This window comes from Pseudoalteromonas sp. SS15 (assembly GCF_049257195.1).
Taxonomy (GTDB): domain Bacteria; phylum Pseudomonadota; class Gammaproteobacteria; order Enterobacterales; family Alteromonadaceae; genus Pseudoalteromonas.
In genome coordinates this window covers 196,006-211,133 of record NZ_JBMMUD010000006.1, presented here as the reverse complement: position 1 = coordinate 211,133, position 15,128 = coordinate 196,006, and the positions used below count along the sequence as shown (strand labels likewise).

8 protein-coding genes are annotated in these 15,128 nt (G+C 40.4%); 3 read left to right on the top strand and 5 right to left on the bottom strand.

All coding sequences use genetic code 11. The annotated features are described in order from the left end of the window. Window positions 1–792: 792 nt before the first annotated feature. From AAEU28_RS14055 to AAEU28_RS14045, 3 genes are all read right to left on the bottom strand, one after another. A complete protein-coding gene (locus AAEU28_RS14055; protein ID WP_421964710.1) occupies window positions 793–3,258 on the bottom strand; it encodes a glycosyl hydrolase family 18 protein in 2,466 nt (821 codons plus the stop codon). Window positions 3,259–3,536: 278 nt separating this feature from the next. Then, window positions 3,537–4,988, bottom strand: coding sequence for a lytic polysaccharide monooxygenase (locus AAEU28_RS14050; protein ID WP_421964709.1), 1,452 nt, complete (start codon window positions 4,986–4,988; stop codon window positions 3,537–3,539). A gap of 70 nt (window positions 4,989–5,058) precedes the next feature. Further along, the gene (locus AAEU28_RS14045; protein ID WP_421964708.1) at window positions 5,059–8,208 is read right to left on the bottom strand and encodes a glycosyl hydrolase family 18 protein; all 3,150 of its coding nucleotides are present in this window, start codon (window positions 8,206–8,208) and stop codon (window positions 5,059–5,061) included. Between the two features lie 714 nt (window positions 8,209–8,922). Between AAEU28_RS14045 and AAEU28_RS14040 the strand changes: the two genes are divergently transcribed. Further along, the gene (locus AAEU28_RS14040) at window positions 8,923–11,817 is read left to right on the top strand and encodes a putative Ig domain-containing protein (RefSeq protein WP_421964707.1); all 2,895 of its coding nucleotides are present in this window, start codon (window positions 8,923–8,925) and stop codon (window positions 11,815–11,817) included. A gap of 33 nt (window positions 11,818–11,850) precedes the next feature. Here the strand turns inward: AAEU28_RS14040 and AAEU28_RS14035 are convergent, their stop codons facing one another. Further along, a complete protein-coding gene (locus tag AAEU28_RS14035) occupies window positions 11,851–12,741 on the bottom strand; it encodes a LysR family transcriptional regulator (RefSeq protein WP_421964706.1) in 891 nt (296 codons plus the stop codon). Between the two features lie 101 nt (window positions 12,742–12,842). Between AAEU28_RS14035 and AAEU28_RS14030 the strand changes: the two genes are divergently transcribed. Together AAEU28_RS14030 and AAEU28_RS14025 are read left to right on the top strand one after the other, a co-directional pair. Next, window positions 12,843–14,009 carry an MFS transporter gene (locus tag AAEU28_RS14030; protein ID WP_421964705.1) on the top strand — a complete coding sequence of 389 codons (1,167 nt, stop codon included), beginning with the start codon at window positions 12,843–12,845 and terminating at the stop codon, window positions 14,007–14,009. A gap of 6 nt (window positions 14,010–14,015) precedes the next feature. Then, window positions 14,016–14,546 (top strand): GNAT family N-acetyltransferase, encoded by a 531-nt coding sequence (locus AAEU28_RS14025; protein ID WP_421964704.1) that lies wholly within the window; start codon window positions 14,016–14,018, stop codon window positions 14,544–14,546. Window positions 14,547–14,611: 65 nt separating this feature from the next. On the opposite strand, the gene AAEU28_RS14020 is transcribed toward AAEU28_RS14025, so the two are convergent. Next, entirely contained in the window at window positions 14,612–14,905 is a 294-nt protein-coding gene (locus AAEU28_RS14020) for a hypothetical protein (RefSeq protein ID WP_421964703.1), read from the bottom strand. Window positions 14,906–15,128: the final 223 nt, after the last annotated feature.

Here is a 15,128-nt window from a genome sequence, read left to right as displayed (position 1 = left end):
AGTAGCGATTAGTAATAAAGGATGAGACAAAAAACAATCAAAAATGACGATATTGTTAAAATACCCATATATAACAAAAAGATATAAATTTATTTAAAGTTATACACTGAAGAAATAACTGATTAAAAACTACAAAAAATCGTTACATTTACTTTACGAAACTCACTGAGCATACCAGCCACAAATAATATAAAAAGATTATTAAAATAAATTATTATAATACTTTTAGTTCAATTTTAACCGTAAACTAGTAATTTGACTAAATGGTTTGAAAAGAAGTGCTTAGTCAAAACTGTTAAAAAATTGATATTGATTCTTATTCAAAAAGCTGGTTTTAATACATTTTCACTATCTTTTTATTGTTAAAAATTTCGCAAAAATCAGCAAAGGTAACAATGCTCTTTAAAGTAAGTGAGTTTTTCCAGTTCAGACAGAATTGAAAAACAATTCTTTATGCTTAAAAAAGCATGCCTCCTTTCTAATTTTCAAACTTTAAAGCGTCTATATTTCAGCCAAGAAATTAAGGGGTTGGATTAGAAGAATGAGCAACAATGGTCGGGCGCTATTTTAGAAGGCGAAACCATATCCTCGTTTGGATATGTTAAAAGCACACATTAAAGTATAAGAAGAATACATGCCTGCTTAATCTGAGGTTTTTACATATTAAGCAGAGCATGGAGTGTTGATTCATAATAAAAAAGGCGTCCTTGCCAAAAGAAAAATCTATGCGTTAGCTATATGTCATACCAACCCTCAAAATAAATGACTAAATAAAGAGGGTTGGTAATAAAGTTATAGCTTTGTCCAGACTGAGCTAGTGCTTGGGTTTTCGCCACGAGTCCACCAGCGCGCTTTGTATTGTGTACCTTCGTACCAAACTAAGTCGCCGCCAACATAAACTGTATTGGCATCCCAAGTTGTTTTACCTGCATCAGCAAGATTATTGACTGTGACGTTGAAAGTACGAGAAACCGTATTAACACCATCGCTCACACTCACTGTGCCTTGTACTGTTTCAGTTGCAGTCACTTCGTTAGCCGTTAATGTTACTGAGCTACCAGAACCCGTTACTGTGTGACCTGGTACTGACCAAGTGTATGTCAGTGCTTGGTTCTCAGGGTCATTTGCAGTTACAGAGAGTGAAGTAGATGCTTTTTCGTCAACAGTTACATCAGCAACAGTACCCACGACTGGTGCTTTGTTATCTGAAGCCGGTGCTTTTACAATCACTTTAACTTGACGGTTTACTTCGTTTTTACCGTCTGACACTTTAAGGCTTAGGGTATAAACGCTGTCTACTGTGACTGTTGGGGCAGCAACAGACACACTTGCGCCATTCGCTGTTAGCGTTAATGCTTGATCTGCAGACCACTGGAAAGACACTGCTTTACCTTCTGGATCAGTCGCTGTTGCTGAGACAGTAGCAGATTTACCAGAGTCGATTGTCACTTCAGAAACAAGGTCAACCACTGGTGCGCGATCTACTGGCGTATCACTTGCACCTAAGCCTTCATGCATTGCATTTAAGATATCGCCGTTATCTGCATCAATTTCCCATGCAAATAAACCACCTAGGTTGTTAGCGCGCACGTATTGGCCTTTTGCCTTTACAGAGCGTGGGCTATCATAAGTGATTAATTTACCTGTACTACGGTTCCACACGTATGCGCCTTGTGCTTGCTCGTCATAGCCTACTTCAAAGCCATTCACACCCTGCTCGTTGGCACCAATCATGTAAGACTTAACGCCTTTATAGTCAATGACACCCGCTTCCCAAACGCCCTGCGCTTTAGTGCCTGTTAACTTGCCATTACCCGGTGCTGTCATAGGGTTATCAGCAATCGTCGCATTTTGTGGATAAACACCTTCCCAACCACGGCCGTACATGGCCGTACCTACGACTAGCTTCTTACTTGGTACACCTTGTTGAAGCAATAACTTGATTGCATTATCAATTGTGTAAGCTGGGCCTTTGCGAGGGTTACCTTGGTCATCAACACCTGTACCATTACACTCACCCGCGCTTAGATGTGAACCACAATAAAGTGCAGTTTGGTGACCAGTTACGTTATTCCAACCACCAAAGAAGTCATAGGTCATCGCGAAGATGTAATCCATGTACTGAGCAGCTTGCTTGTAATCAACGTCTTCAATCTTGTCGTAACCTGTACCAATCGCCGAAGATAACTCATACTTACGGCCTGTTTCAGCCTCTAGACCATCAAGCATGGCACGTAGCTCTTTCATAAGTGCAACATAAGCGGCACCATCTTCAGGGCTACCTAGGTTAGCATTAGGACCACCACCACCTGGGAATTCCCAGTCAATGTCGATACCATCGTAAAATTTCCACGTTGTTAAGAACTCTTTCATTGAGTTAACGAATACGTCACGGTTTGCTTTAACCGTAAAGCCATGGAAAGGGTCTGAAAGTGTCCAACCGCCTACAGAAGGAAGGATTTTAAGATCAGGATTACGTTGCTTAAGCGCCATTAATTGGGCATAAGTACCACGAATTGGGTCTTTACTGTTGATACCAGGCAATGCTTTTTGGATTGCAGCCCATGGATCATGAATTACGACTTCGTAATCTTTTGAGTCGCCACATGCAAGCTGAAGCGCACGTAAGCTGTTGCCATTTTCAATTTCACCTAGTGAGCTATTCTCACCACAGATTGGAATGAAACCATAAAGAATGTGCGTTAGGTTATCGACAGGGATCTTAGTTACATCATAGTCACGACCGTAGATACCCCATTCTACAAAGTAAGCACCAACCACAGTGTCTGTTTGTTTCGGATACGTTTTGTTATTTGGGTCAACATTCATCGCCAATGGCGCAAGATGACCACCATCTGTATCAGCAATGACAATCGGTTTTGCAGCTGACTTAGAACATCCTGTTGCATCACAAAGCTCAACACGTAAATCGTGACGACCAGACTTTGTGTAAGGGAATGAAATCGTGCCACCATTTGCGCCTGCAGCAACTGGGCCTTGATGAACAACTTGATCGTCAAAGTAAACTTTATAAGTGTCGCCTGCAGAGCCAGACCATGCATTCCATTTTATGTTGATCTGGACTTCTTTTTTGGTTTTAACCAGCTGTTTGTATGAACCGCGACCATCGAGGTTGATTTCAACAAACGAATAGTTTTGCGGCTCCCAATTAAGACTTGGTGTTGCCGGTGCCGCCATCGCTGTTGCTGCGCTCATGGCTGCCGCGACTGCGACTGCTGAAGTTAAAATTTTAAACATAGTTTAGTTCCTTCAATTGTTGTGTTTCCCGCCACGTTTCGACACTGAATGAGTTAACAAACACGAAAAATCTTGATGCGCACGCACATCTCTCATTCGTATTTGCTTTTCAAACACGAGCATCTCAGCGCTTTGGGTCGTTCTAATGGTTATTAAAGTTGTTTCCTTATGTTGTTTGAGCTCGAGCATTGCCCTTGCATCAAACAACATGCTTTATAATTTTTCTTTCATAACTCTCTGGGGTTTTGCCTAAGAAAGCTGTATTCCTAATTCGCTTCTTAATTACCACCAGACTTTGTGAGTAACTCCCACGCTTGAGAGCTGTCAGGTTTTTGCCCTCTTACCCACCATTTGGCACGATACGTTTTGCCTTTATAAATAGCGGTTTGACCTGCGGTATAGACCTTGTCAGCGCGCCATGTATCTTTTGAACCATCAGGTGGTGTCGTAGCTTTATTTTTCACATTGACAGTCAATGGCACTGTTTTACTAAACTCACCATCAGATACGGTGACTGAACCTGTAAATTGCTGATCGGCAGTCACTTCTGGCGCATTCACTGTGATGGTTGAGCCACTGCCAGTAAACGTTAGCGGTGCAGGTAATTCCCAAACAAAACTAAGTGTTGGCTGCTCATCATCAAACGCATGAACATGAAGATGGGCACTGCTATTTTCGTCCAGCGTCAGTGCCGATGGAGTATGTACCGTAGGCGGTGTATTTTTAGGTGCCGCGACAATAGATAAATTAAAGGTGTGGTTTTTATCCGTTACAAACACTTGGTTTGAAAGCAAATTTTGACCATCAAATTGCACATTTCCTTGCGCATCTTTGATACCAATCTGGATCAATTGGGCAAAGTCTAGACTGACTTGCTCTGCCAATTGCTGCTGCCAATTTGGCATATCAGCGGCAACTTTTAATTGTTGCTGAATAAGCTCTTGACCGTTCACATCAAATAAACGCAACCAAACTGTATCGCCAGCATTGGCTTCTTGCCCTTGTTTGATGAAATAACCCGCCGCATGCCATTCAATTGGATTAGGATCTGTGACTCGTTCAATGGTAATGTCTGAGCAGTTATAAAACCCCTCACCCACTACATCGTTACGCTGCCAGCGACTGAATAAAATGGCTTCACCATTGAACTTCTCTGGAATAGCCACATCCATTTCGTAATAACGCTTACCATCTGGTGCCACAAAGAAATCCACATTGCCATGCTCTTGAACAAGCTCCACATCAGCCCAATTTAATGGCTGCGCGTGAATATCAACGCCAGGTTTTGAAATATAAAACTGCCAAAAACTTGGGTTGTGAGGTGTGGTAGCGCGGTAGCGAATTTTAATGGTGCCGTTTACATTAGGTTTAACAACAGTTCGCTGCCAATCCACTGAAGGTGTGTTGATGCCGATTTTATTTACATCGCCACCTGAGCATAACTCACCGTCAGGCACAGCCGCTTCAACTGCCGCTTGATTTAAGTAATCAGCTACATTAGCTGCAAACTCATGTAGCTGTATAAATTGTACTTGCCCACTTTTTAGATAAGCTGCACGACAGGCAGTATTTGGAATATTGCTGCCATCTTTTGGCCACCAAAATCCGCCTTGTTCTTCACAGATTGCCTGTCTCGCTTTGGGGCTGTCCATGTAACCATGGGCTGAAACAGAGTCAGCAAAACCTAGGCCCATTGCCACAGCAATAGCCGATAACATTATTTTTTTCATGATAGTTCCTTGGGGCTGGCAAGCAGCCCCTTAGATTTCTGGTTAAATAATTTCTAGTTAAAGGTTTGGCTTACAAAGCACACACTTTTTTCCAATCGCCGCCTTCAACAGGCTCTTTCGATGTCCACCAGTTGGCTTGGAAAACAACTTGGTTGTGTATGATGTAATCGCCTGCGTTGGCATGGCTTGGGTTACCCGCCCAATCAGTGCGCGGCCAGTTCGGATAAGTGTTAATGGTGGTTACATCAACGCCATTACATGTACCATTTCCTGGGTCACCGTTACCTGTATCTGGCTTAGTCGCGATTGGTAGTTTTGGATACTCGCTAGCAAACGCATACGAAGCACCATCTTTTTCAATCGTGAAGTTAACCGGACCGGTAATAGGTATGTAGTAAAGTACTTGCGCATTCACAGTTTCACCCGGCTTAAATGATTCAGCTGCACCGCCCCACTCATTGGTTAGTGTGATTGAAGCTCGGTGGAATTCATTCTCAAACCCACCAATATTATTACCCGCGGCATTAGAATTATTCGTATCAATCTTGATACCTAACTTCTTCTGCGCATTCCAATCTGACTTAAAGATTGCAGAGGTAGAGACTGGAATATTGAATGAAATCGTTGCACCAGATAAATCAATTTGCGAGTTGTTAGTGAACGCGAACGTTGGACGAATTGGGTAGTTATCATCGCCAACTGGGAAGTTCTTCGCCTCAAACTTAATATCAACGGCTTTGGCTGCAGGTACAAATGCACCGTCACCTAAGTGCGCTCCATAAGGTGTTGATGCTTGGTTGAAAGTGTCATATGCAAGACGCGTCATAGTGCTCCCCATGAAGTACTCGCCTTTTTGAGTGTCGTAGTCAAAGTCACCCGCAAGCTCCCAGAACATCACACCACCAAGCTCTTTATTGACCACATAATCAAGCTTGGTCTTCATTGACTCTTCGTCTTCAATCGATAAGAACACTTTCTTTTCTGCATTGAACAGCCAAGGCGCAATGGCAACGCTGTCATAGTGACGCGTATAAGTACCCACCATTTTGTCTTCAGGGTTATTTACCGGATCTAGACCATAAACACCTAAGTAGCTTGGCGTAATGCCGTTTTGTAAGTTTTTAACGTGCCATAGCGGATTACTACCCGCTGGTACTTCAATGCCATCAACGGTGTCATGCCATAAGTTATCGATACCAACCGCACCATTACCACACTTGTTTTTCTCACCAACACCAGTGCCCGGCGCACAATCAGCTTGGTTTGGTAACGCTGCACGACCCCAAAGGCCATTTTCTCCTCCCTGCACATCTCTAAAACCACGAGTGTAATAAGGCAGACCGATATTGATACGACCTGCTGGTAACGCACCTCTGAAGTAAGTCGCAGCCCAATCAGTGTTTAAGTAACCAATACCTTCAAATTCTTTAGTGCCGTACACATTCCACTGCGCCAGCTCAGAATCTTTACCTGTATCGTAAAGCGCTGCGTTATGACCAACATGATCGTTCCATGCACCGTGTAAGTCATAAGACATGATGTTCACAAAATCTAGATATTTAGCTGTTTGGAATGTTTCCATACCACGCAGTAAGTAACCAGAAGATGGTGATGCAATGGTGAGCATATAGTGTGTATTATCTTGTGCACTTGCCGCATCGAGTGCTTCACGAAGTTTACGCATTAACACATCGTAAGAGGCATTTAGACCTGCACGACGGGCATTACTAATTGGGAAGTCATCAGGGTGACCTGAGTCTTTCATTGATGAAGGATATTCGTAGTCAATGTCTACACCATCAAAACCATACTCACGAATGAATTTAACCGCACTTGCTACAAATGCGTCGATACCAGCATGGTTTACACTGCCATCAGCATTCGTCGTCATGGTATAGAAGCCACCGCTATTCACACGATTACCATTTGAATCGAAGAAACCACCAGTTTCAGCCCAACCACCGACAGAGATCATGGTCTTCACGTCTGGGTATAGCTTCTTATATTTGTTTAATAAGTTGAAATGACCTTTATACGGTAAGCTTGGGTCCATCTCAGCACCTTCAACACCCGGCCAAGTCATATTAGTAGCCGCGTTACCGGCCGCATTTGGATCGCCGATGCTTAGTTCATTTGCCGCATTCACGTGTGCAAACGCATAGTTGATGTGGGTGATTTTATCCCAAGGAATGTCTTTGACTAGATAGCTTGGTTGACCGTTCGCACCATTTCTCCAACTTGTGAAGTAACCAATAACACGACGTGGGTGATCCGCACCCATTTTTTCACGACCTTCAGTGTCGTAAATATCACAGTAAGCAGGTTGTACACCTTGCGCTTGGTATAGACCTGCTGGGCGACAGTTTTCATGACCTGTAATTGGGTCACCTTTTTCTTTGACGATGTAAACACGCTCAACAGGTGTTGCTGCAAGGCCCAACTCATCTTTAGCAGTCAACTTGAATGTGTAAGTGCCCGCAACAGTAGGTGTCCAAACATACTGCTCAGTTCCTTTTGTGCTATTTACAACCACTTCGCCATTCACGGTCAGTGTTTGCGTTACTGCGTGACCATCTGCATCTGACGCACTCAGGTTAAATGTTACTTGCGAACCGACTTCTAGTTCTGATGGTAGAGTCGCCGCTAAGCTTACAATCGGTGCGCGGTTCTCATTTGATTTCTTCTGAACTGTCACAGAGTGACGTGCCGACTCCGTTCGCGCCCCGTCATCATCCTGTGCAATCGCATAAAATACATGCTCACCAACCACTGCTGTCCAATTAAACTCAAATGGTGCAGCGCTTAGCGTAGTTAATAATTGACCGTCTAAATAGACTTCAACTTGCTTAACTTGACCATCGGTATCACTGGCTTCGGCCAAAATGGCAACGCTGTCATTTTCATTCAACAAATTGCCATTTGCAGGGCTTAACAAAGACACCTTTGGGGCTTCATTAACAGGTACATCGGATTGACAGCTACCTAATTTCGTCCACTCCTGCCAATCACCTGAGCGTAATTTAGGTTCTGCTTTGTTCCACCAATTAGACTTATAAGCTACTTTGTCTTGCTGAGCTTGCATACCTGCAGAGTAAGCTTTTCCAGCCTCCCACTGAGGAATATTTGTACAATCCACATTGGCAAACACTGGGGTGCTGAGTATCGCTAAAACCAATGCAGAAGGTTTAAAACCTTTTCGCATCAAATTCAAATCCTTCATAACTTGTTCCTGATTAAATCTGTTGTATTTTTTTAACTAAATTAACTTGTAAGTTACAGATGTACCCGTTAACGGATCGAAATCAGTCTAGAACATAAATTTAAAATTACAAAGTTTTAACATTGCGACATTTTCACGCTCAAGAAACAAACAGCGGCAGAGTTAAAACTGCACAAAAAGCGTGCAAATATGAAAGTTGTATGAAATTTTCTATATTTTACATAGGCATATACTAAAGTCTCATTAAGAAAAATGTGGATTTTCCATAATCAGAGACGCTTCGTTTTGAATAAAAAGCTTTACAGAACAAGATCATCAGACCAGATGGGGCTTTCTTACCAAAATATAAAAAGCTCTTACTTTTCAAACCTTTATTTTTAACCTGAAAAATTAATATAATTAAAATCGGAGAGAGGAAGAGATCTTACCAAAAAACAAAGATGTTAATAATAGAGTTAAATTACAAAAAACAGAAGTGAACACTCTTAAATAAGAATCAATTGCATAATTCACAACAGCAAACATCCCAAACTCTATTGGAGCCAAGGTTGAGCTAAATTACCTAATTTGATAACATCGGGACAGTAGTAACATCTAGTTAAGTAAATGTGTTTACTGCCAAAAATCAGTTCAGGGATTTATTCACAGTGACGTGCTCTTCTCCAAATACTTCTTTGAATAAAATCCCCAAAAAATATTAAATAAGGATTTTTTGTGAAAAAAACAAACCAGGCAACATTGCTCTTAGTTGCATTATTAGGGTTAACCGCGTGTGGCGGTGGCAGCTCTAACGAGACTCAAAACGATGTAAAACAAGATCAAAGCAACACGCAACCACAAAAAAAAGAAATTACAATTGTTGGTAGTGTTGAGAAAGGACCATTTGTTATAGGGTCAACAGTTACAATTAATATTCTTAATGATAAAGGCGAAAACACCGATTCAACCATTGTAACTAAAACCACTGATGATCTTGGTAACTTTGAATTCAAAGTTCCTGCGGGCTCAATTATCGAAATTTCAGCTTCTGGTTACTATAGAAATGAAATAACCGGTGGTTTATCTGAAGGTGAATTAACTTTAAGAAGTATTTACAAAGCCTCAGAAACAGAAAAACAAAATGCGAATGTTAACTTACTTACTCATTTAACAAGCAACCGTGTTTTAGAATTAATCAAAGCCGGTGAATCTAGCTTTGAACAAGCAATTCAGCAAGCTGAACAAGAGTTTACAACAAACTTTAAAAACGTAATCAGCAGCTCAAACAATGCTAATTTTGCAAGCCTATCTATTTATAAAGATGAAAATTCAGAAGCAAGTGCTTATTTATTGGCCCTATCTTCGATGTTTTATCAACATGCTATTAATACAGCGAAAAACAATCAAACTTCACCTGATGCAGAATTAACTGCAGCTTTGAATAAATTAGAAAGCGACTTCGGTACTGATGGAAAAGTTGATGACTTAGAGTTACTAACTGATATACAACAAACTCAAAAACTAATTGACCCTTTACAAGTACAGCAAAACCTCTTTGATTGGGTATCTGGTAAAGAACAATATGCCGTACCAGATATCAATGAGTTTTTAGATACGGACTTAGATGGTATCGCAAATAATAAAGATAACGATGACGACAACGACGGCATAGCTGACGAAGATGATTCATCGCCTCATTTAGCTGACTTTATTGTTGAAGATAAAAACATTTCGGTTTTAGAAGACGAAAGTATTACGCTTGATCTTACAACGAATGCACCTTTAGGCGATGAGGTGAAAATTATCGCAACTCAAGTGAAAGGGCCTACCAATGGTGAACTTTCAGGATACTTCCCTGAGATTACTTACACGCCATTCAATAACTTCAATGGACAAGATAAGTTTACACTCACTCTTTTCCAGGATGGAATTGAAAGTAAACCTTTTACAATTAACGTTGATGTAAAAGCAGTTAATGATGCCCCTACCATAGAAGGTCAGCCTGAAGTAAACATTATAGCCAATAATGAGTATTCCTTTTCACCTTCTATTTCAGATATTGAAAACAACCAATTAACTGTTACTGTTGAGAATTTACCTGAATGGCTTACTCTAGACTCTTCAACAGGAATGCTTCATGGTACCCCGACAAATGCTCAGGTTGCCACTTATAGTAATATTCAAATGTCAGTAAGTGATGGCACTACAACTAGTCAGTTAGCACCTTTTTCTATAAATGTAGATTATTCAACTCTCGCTGCCCCAACAAATCTTAAGCAAACAAGCTCAACGAAAGAAAAGCTTCAAGAAATAAAGTTAAGCTGGGAGAAAGTGGAATTTGCTAAAAGCTACACCTTAGAAATTTCTCTGTTTGAAGACTTTAGAACAATCTTACAGACCGAGAAGATAGAAACTAACAGTATCACCTTAGAGAAAGAGCCAAATCACTATTATTGGAGAGTGAGTACAGTAAATCCAATTGATCAAGAGGGCTTTAGCAGCGAAGTTATATCACTAGAAGCAGGGATTTTTACAAAAGAGTTTGGTGGTTCACTAAACGATACACCAACTAAATTAATTAGTACTAAAGATAATGGTTTCATTCTTTTAGCTTCAACAAACTCACCAGAGCTTAATGCAAATATCGATAGCGCTGGTGATGATTGGATCTTCAAAACAGACATTGCTGGCAACCTGCTTTGGGAATATTTTCACCATACAACAGGTTCTCAAAATTTAACCGACATAACTGAACTTAAAGATGGTTCAATTGTTGCAGTGGGCAGAAGCTGGGACTCTGGAGAGAGTGTCATAATTAAATTAAATGAGAAAGGTCAAAAAGTTTGGGTTAAACCATTTGTACCAACTAATCCAAATTATAAACAACTATTTTTTAAAGTAACTGAAGCACATGGCAAACTATACGTCATTAACCAGTTATCAAATAGAAGTGACAATAGCCTTTTGGAATTTCAGCTGCTGGCAATAAATTCAGATAACGGAGATATAGATAGCCAGACAACGCTTAACGCTCCTGAAGGATTAATTGTAAATGGTATTGGTAGAATTTTTGAAAGTAAGAATGGCAATTTAGTAATTTCTGGAAGTATGTCCCCGCCAGATGTCAACTCTTTCGAGTTAGGTGGTGCATTCATACATTTGTTAAATGATCAGTTGGAAGTTATATCTGAATGGAACAATGCTGGTCAGTTTTCACATCTTAATAGTGACTATAGTATTGAACTGGAAAACGGCAGTTTTGCAATAGTTGGTCAATCTACATTTGCAGGTATTAGCTTATCAATCATAGATTCAAGCTTGAAGCAAGAATCTAACTCGAAGCACGAAGCTGGTTTTGACTCGTACCCATATGGATCAAATGGCTTATCAGAGAATAGTAATGGTAATTTCAATACATTCATCTCATCAGAAAATAATAACTATTTAGCTGAAATAAATAGTAGATTTGAAATTTTATCTAAAACTCTAATTCATGATGAGACTAGTGAAAACTATTTTTATCCAAAAGGTATAATAGAAAATCATGATGGCACTCAAACTATCCTTATTCAAAAAACACAAAAGAGATCAAATAAGAAAAGTATTCTTTTGAGAAAACTTAAGAATTAATTTCATAAAGGAGCAAACAACGTTTGCTCCTCTCTACAACCTAAACCCCTTCATCTGCTGCTTCAGATTATCGATAAACATCCTTGTTTTTAAAGGCGTAAAGCTTGTTTTAGGATAGTACGCCCACAAACGATTCAGTTCGCTTTTTACATTAGGTAGAACAGGCGCTAACACGCCCATATCTAATTCTCTCTCTACATAATCTGGAGAAATGAATATTAGACCCATGCCTTGTATGGCGGCTTTCAAAATTGCATCAAGATTTTCTGACACAAAGTTATAGTTTGAGAAAGCGACGAACTCGCCGTTTTCTAGTAAAATGCCGCCCTTTTGCTGGTAATAATTATTGAGCAACATCTTATGCTGAGCTAGGTCTTCTACTGTATTAATAGGTGGGTGTTTTTCTAAATAGCTTGGTGCGGCGAACACACTCATTTGATAGTCAATTAAGTGCGTACCTTTGTGTGACACTGAGTCGAATTCTTCATGATAACGAGTGATCACTAAGTCATGACTTAAATCAGGATCATTACCTGGAATAAGCACGTTTAATTGCACTGACATTTTTGGATATTTTTGTAAGAACCGTTCTATGTTTGGCATTAACAATGAGCTACCAACAGCTTGTGTTGCCGCGACTTTTAGTACGCCTTGTGGCTCTTCGTGGGCACTTTTTACTGACTCCAGCATGGCATCAAATTGCTCAAGCCAAGGTGAAGCTTTTTGCAGAAAACCTTGTCCTGATTCGGTTAGGCTTACTTGTCGAGTTGTTCTCACAAATAAACTAGTTGCTAATTGTTTTTCAAGCCAATCAATTCGTTTACTCATCGCTGAAGCAGAAATACCTTGCTGTTCGGCAGCTGATGTAAAACTGTTTGTTTTGGCGACAAGCTCAAAGCTTTTAACTGCTGATAGCCAATCCATTTATTATTTCCTGTTAGGAATTAGTATTTTTATTATTACCCTATTTTTAAGAAAGTAAAAAGCCAGTATTTTGTGCGTCTGCTCATTTTATAAGAAAAGTTATGTCCTCTATTGTGTTCCTTGCGGTGCTATTGATGTCTTGCTCTCAGTTTGCAAGCCAGCTTTATATGCCTGTTTTGCCAGACATAGCTACAGATCTGGCTTTAAGTTCCAGTGCAAGCCAAGCAGTGATCGTGAGCTTTTTCATCACGCTTGGGCTAACCCAGTTAATTGCCGGGCCTCTGCGAGATAAATATGGTGACAGACAAATCCTAATTATTGGGCAGCTCATTTTAATAGCAGGTACGCTAATATGTGGTTTTGCGGAGTCAAATTGGCAATTTCTGCTAGGCCGAGTTTTACAAGGGATAGGCTCAGCTTCGCCCGTTTTGATCAGTCGAACCTTGTTAGCACAGTATTTAACTGGTGCAAAATTAAAGAGTGCGATGGCAAGCCTTGCAATGGCAGCGTCGATCACAGCAATACTTTCGCCCATGATTGCAGGCACACTCGCGCAACTTATTAATTGGCAGGGCTTGTCTTTTATCATGGTGCTACATTTTGCACTGGTGTTGTGGCTAGGCTTTGTGCTCCTTCCTAAATCACAAAAAAACAATGCTCACTCTATTAGACCTCGAGCGTTGGCGAGTTTATATAAATCACTATTACAAGATAAAAATTTAATCTTATTGGCTAATTTTAAGTGGTTACCTACTTACTTATACTTAACCATTCAGCTTTATTTACCCTTTTATTTACAAGCGCAATTTCAGTTTAATACCGAGCAAATTGGCTATGCCATGATGCTACCTATGGCGGGCTTGTTAGTCGGTTCGTCTTTAGCAAAAATAATGCAAAAGCGTATGAGCTATATGAAAATCGTCAAATTACTATGGCCTGCGCTGCCAATAGCTGCGTTTATTTTCGAGTTTAGCCATATCAGTGCGTTAGTTATGCTATTTGCTTACACGCTCATCATGATGGTATTTGGTGCATATTTTCCGAGTTATATGCACATCATTGGCTTATTACAACCAGAGAAAGCCGGCTCAGCCAATGCGCTAGTAGGCGCAATAGAGTTATTATTTTTCACGGCTTTAGCTTGGTTGACTAATGTTATCTTATTTAGCAGCCAACACATATTGCCCCTTATCGTGCTAACTTGTTCAATGGTGTTGTGGCTTTGCTGGAAAAAACTATCATTAAACCTAACCCTGTGTGAGAGATAAATATAAATGGAATTCACAACAAAAAGGCTAATCATTCGTCGACTTAAAGTCTCTGATTTAGAGGCAGTATTAGCGCATAGAAGTGATCCATTTACTTCCCGTTATATTGGCAAACCTGCCACCCTTGCTGATGCACAAGCGCGGATCGCACAAGCTCAACTGCCTTGGGAAGGCAAAGAAGGTGAAAGGCTCATACTTGCAATTGAATGTAAACAAAGCGGCCGTTTGCTTGGTGAGCTGATGTTCAAGTTTGTTTCTATAGAACATCAATGCGGCGAAATTGGATACCGTTTAGCCAGTCAACATCATGGTAAAGGCTATGCATTTGAAGCCGCAAGCGCTTTAATCAAAGAAGTATTTACCCAATTTGAACTTAACAAGCTTAATGCAATTTGCGCTGTGGATAACATAGCCTCGTGGAAACTCATGGAAAAGCTGGGAATGAAAAGAGAAGGAAGACTCAGAAGTTATATGACCCTTCCTTCAGGCACTACTGACTGCTTTACCTATGGCGTGTTAAAGCATGAAGTTATATAGCCCTAGGGCTTATGCCTTTAACTTTTTATACCCTTAGCTCTCTATCCCTTTAACTCTTTATACCCTTAGCCCTTTATCCCTTTAAAAAGGAGCGGATAGCGTCTGATCACTTCACCGATATAGTCATCGGCCAGTATCGACTTTTCAAATTGCTCGATATCTTTACTGGCATGGATCACCCATTCAAGACGCTCAATTGCTCTTAAAAATCCACGTTTCAAATGCACTTGCTGCTTATATTCATCACAATTACGCGCCAATATCTCGATTTTTGCAGGGTCGGCTTTCAAGGCACTCAGTACCTCTTGAATATAAGCATTGTCTTGTGGTTTTGGGGCACGTCTCACTCTATTTCTCATCACTTCGCCACTGAATCATATCGTCTTCAAATACTTTACCCTCAAGTACGGCTTTGAGAGCTGTCTTGATCATAACGCATGTCCAAAATGTGTGCGGACAGTTTAACACCCGTCCGAAATCTGTCCGACTGACCGTCCGATGTTAGTTATAAATATACACAAAAACAAAAAATCATATATTTTCATAAACTTACCTTTTGGCACGTTGCTTGTAATACCTAAC

What these genes read in the sequence shown, in the direction of transcription:
- AAEU28_RS14020 (WP_421964703.1), bottom strand. Translation starts at nt 14,905, where the DNA reads ATGAGAAATAGAGTGAGACGTGCCCCAAAACCACAAGACAATGCTTAT.
- AAEU28_RS14050 (WP_421964709.1), bottom strand. Translation starts at nt 4,988, where the DNA reads ATGAAAAAAATAATGTTATCGGCTATTGCTGTGGCAATGGGCCTAGGT.
- AAEU28_RS14025 (WP_421964704.1), top strand. Translation starts at nt 14,016, where the DNA reads ATGGAATTCACAACAAAAAGGCTAATCATTCGTCGACTTAAAGTCTCT.
- AAEU28_RS14045 (WP_421964708.1), bottom strand. Translation starts at nt 8,208, where the DNA reads ATGAAGGATTTGAATTTGATGCGAAAAGGTTTTAAACCTTCTGCATTG.
- AAEU28_RS14030 (WP_421964705.1), top strand. Translation starts at nt 12,843, where the DNA reads ATGTCCTCTATTGTGTTCCTTGCGGTGCTATTGATGTCTTGCTCTCAG.
- AAEU28_RS14035 (WP_421964706.1), bottom strand. Translation starts at nt 12,741, where the DNA reads ATGGATTGGCTATCAGCAGTTAAAAGCTTTGAGCTTGTCGCCAAAACA.
- AAEU28_RS14055 (WP_421964710.1), bottom strand. Translation starts at nt 3,258, where the DNA reads ATGTTTAAAATTTTAACTTCAGCAGTCGCAGTCGCGGCAGCCATGAGC.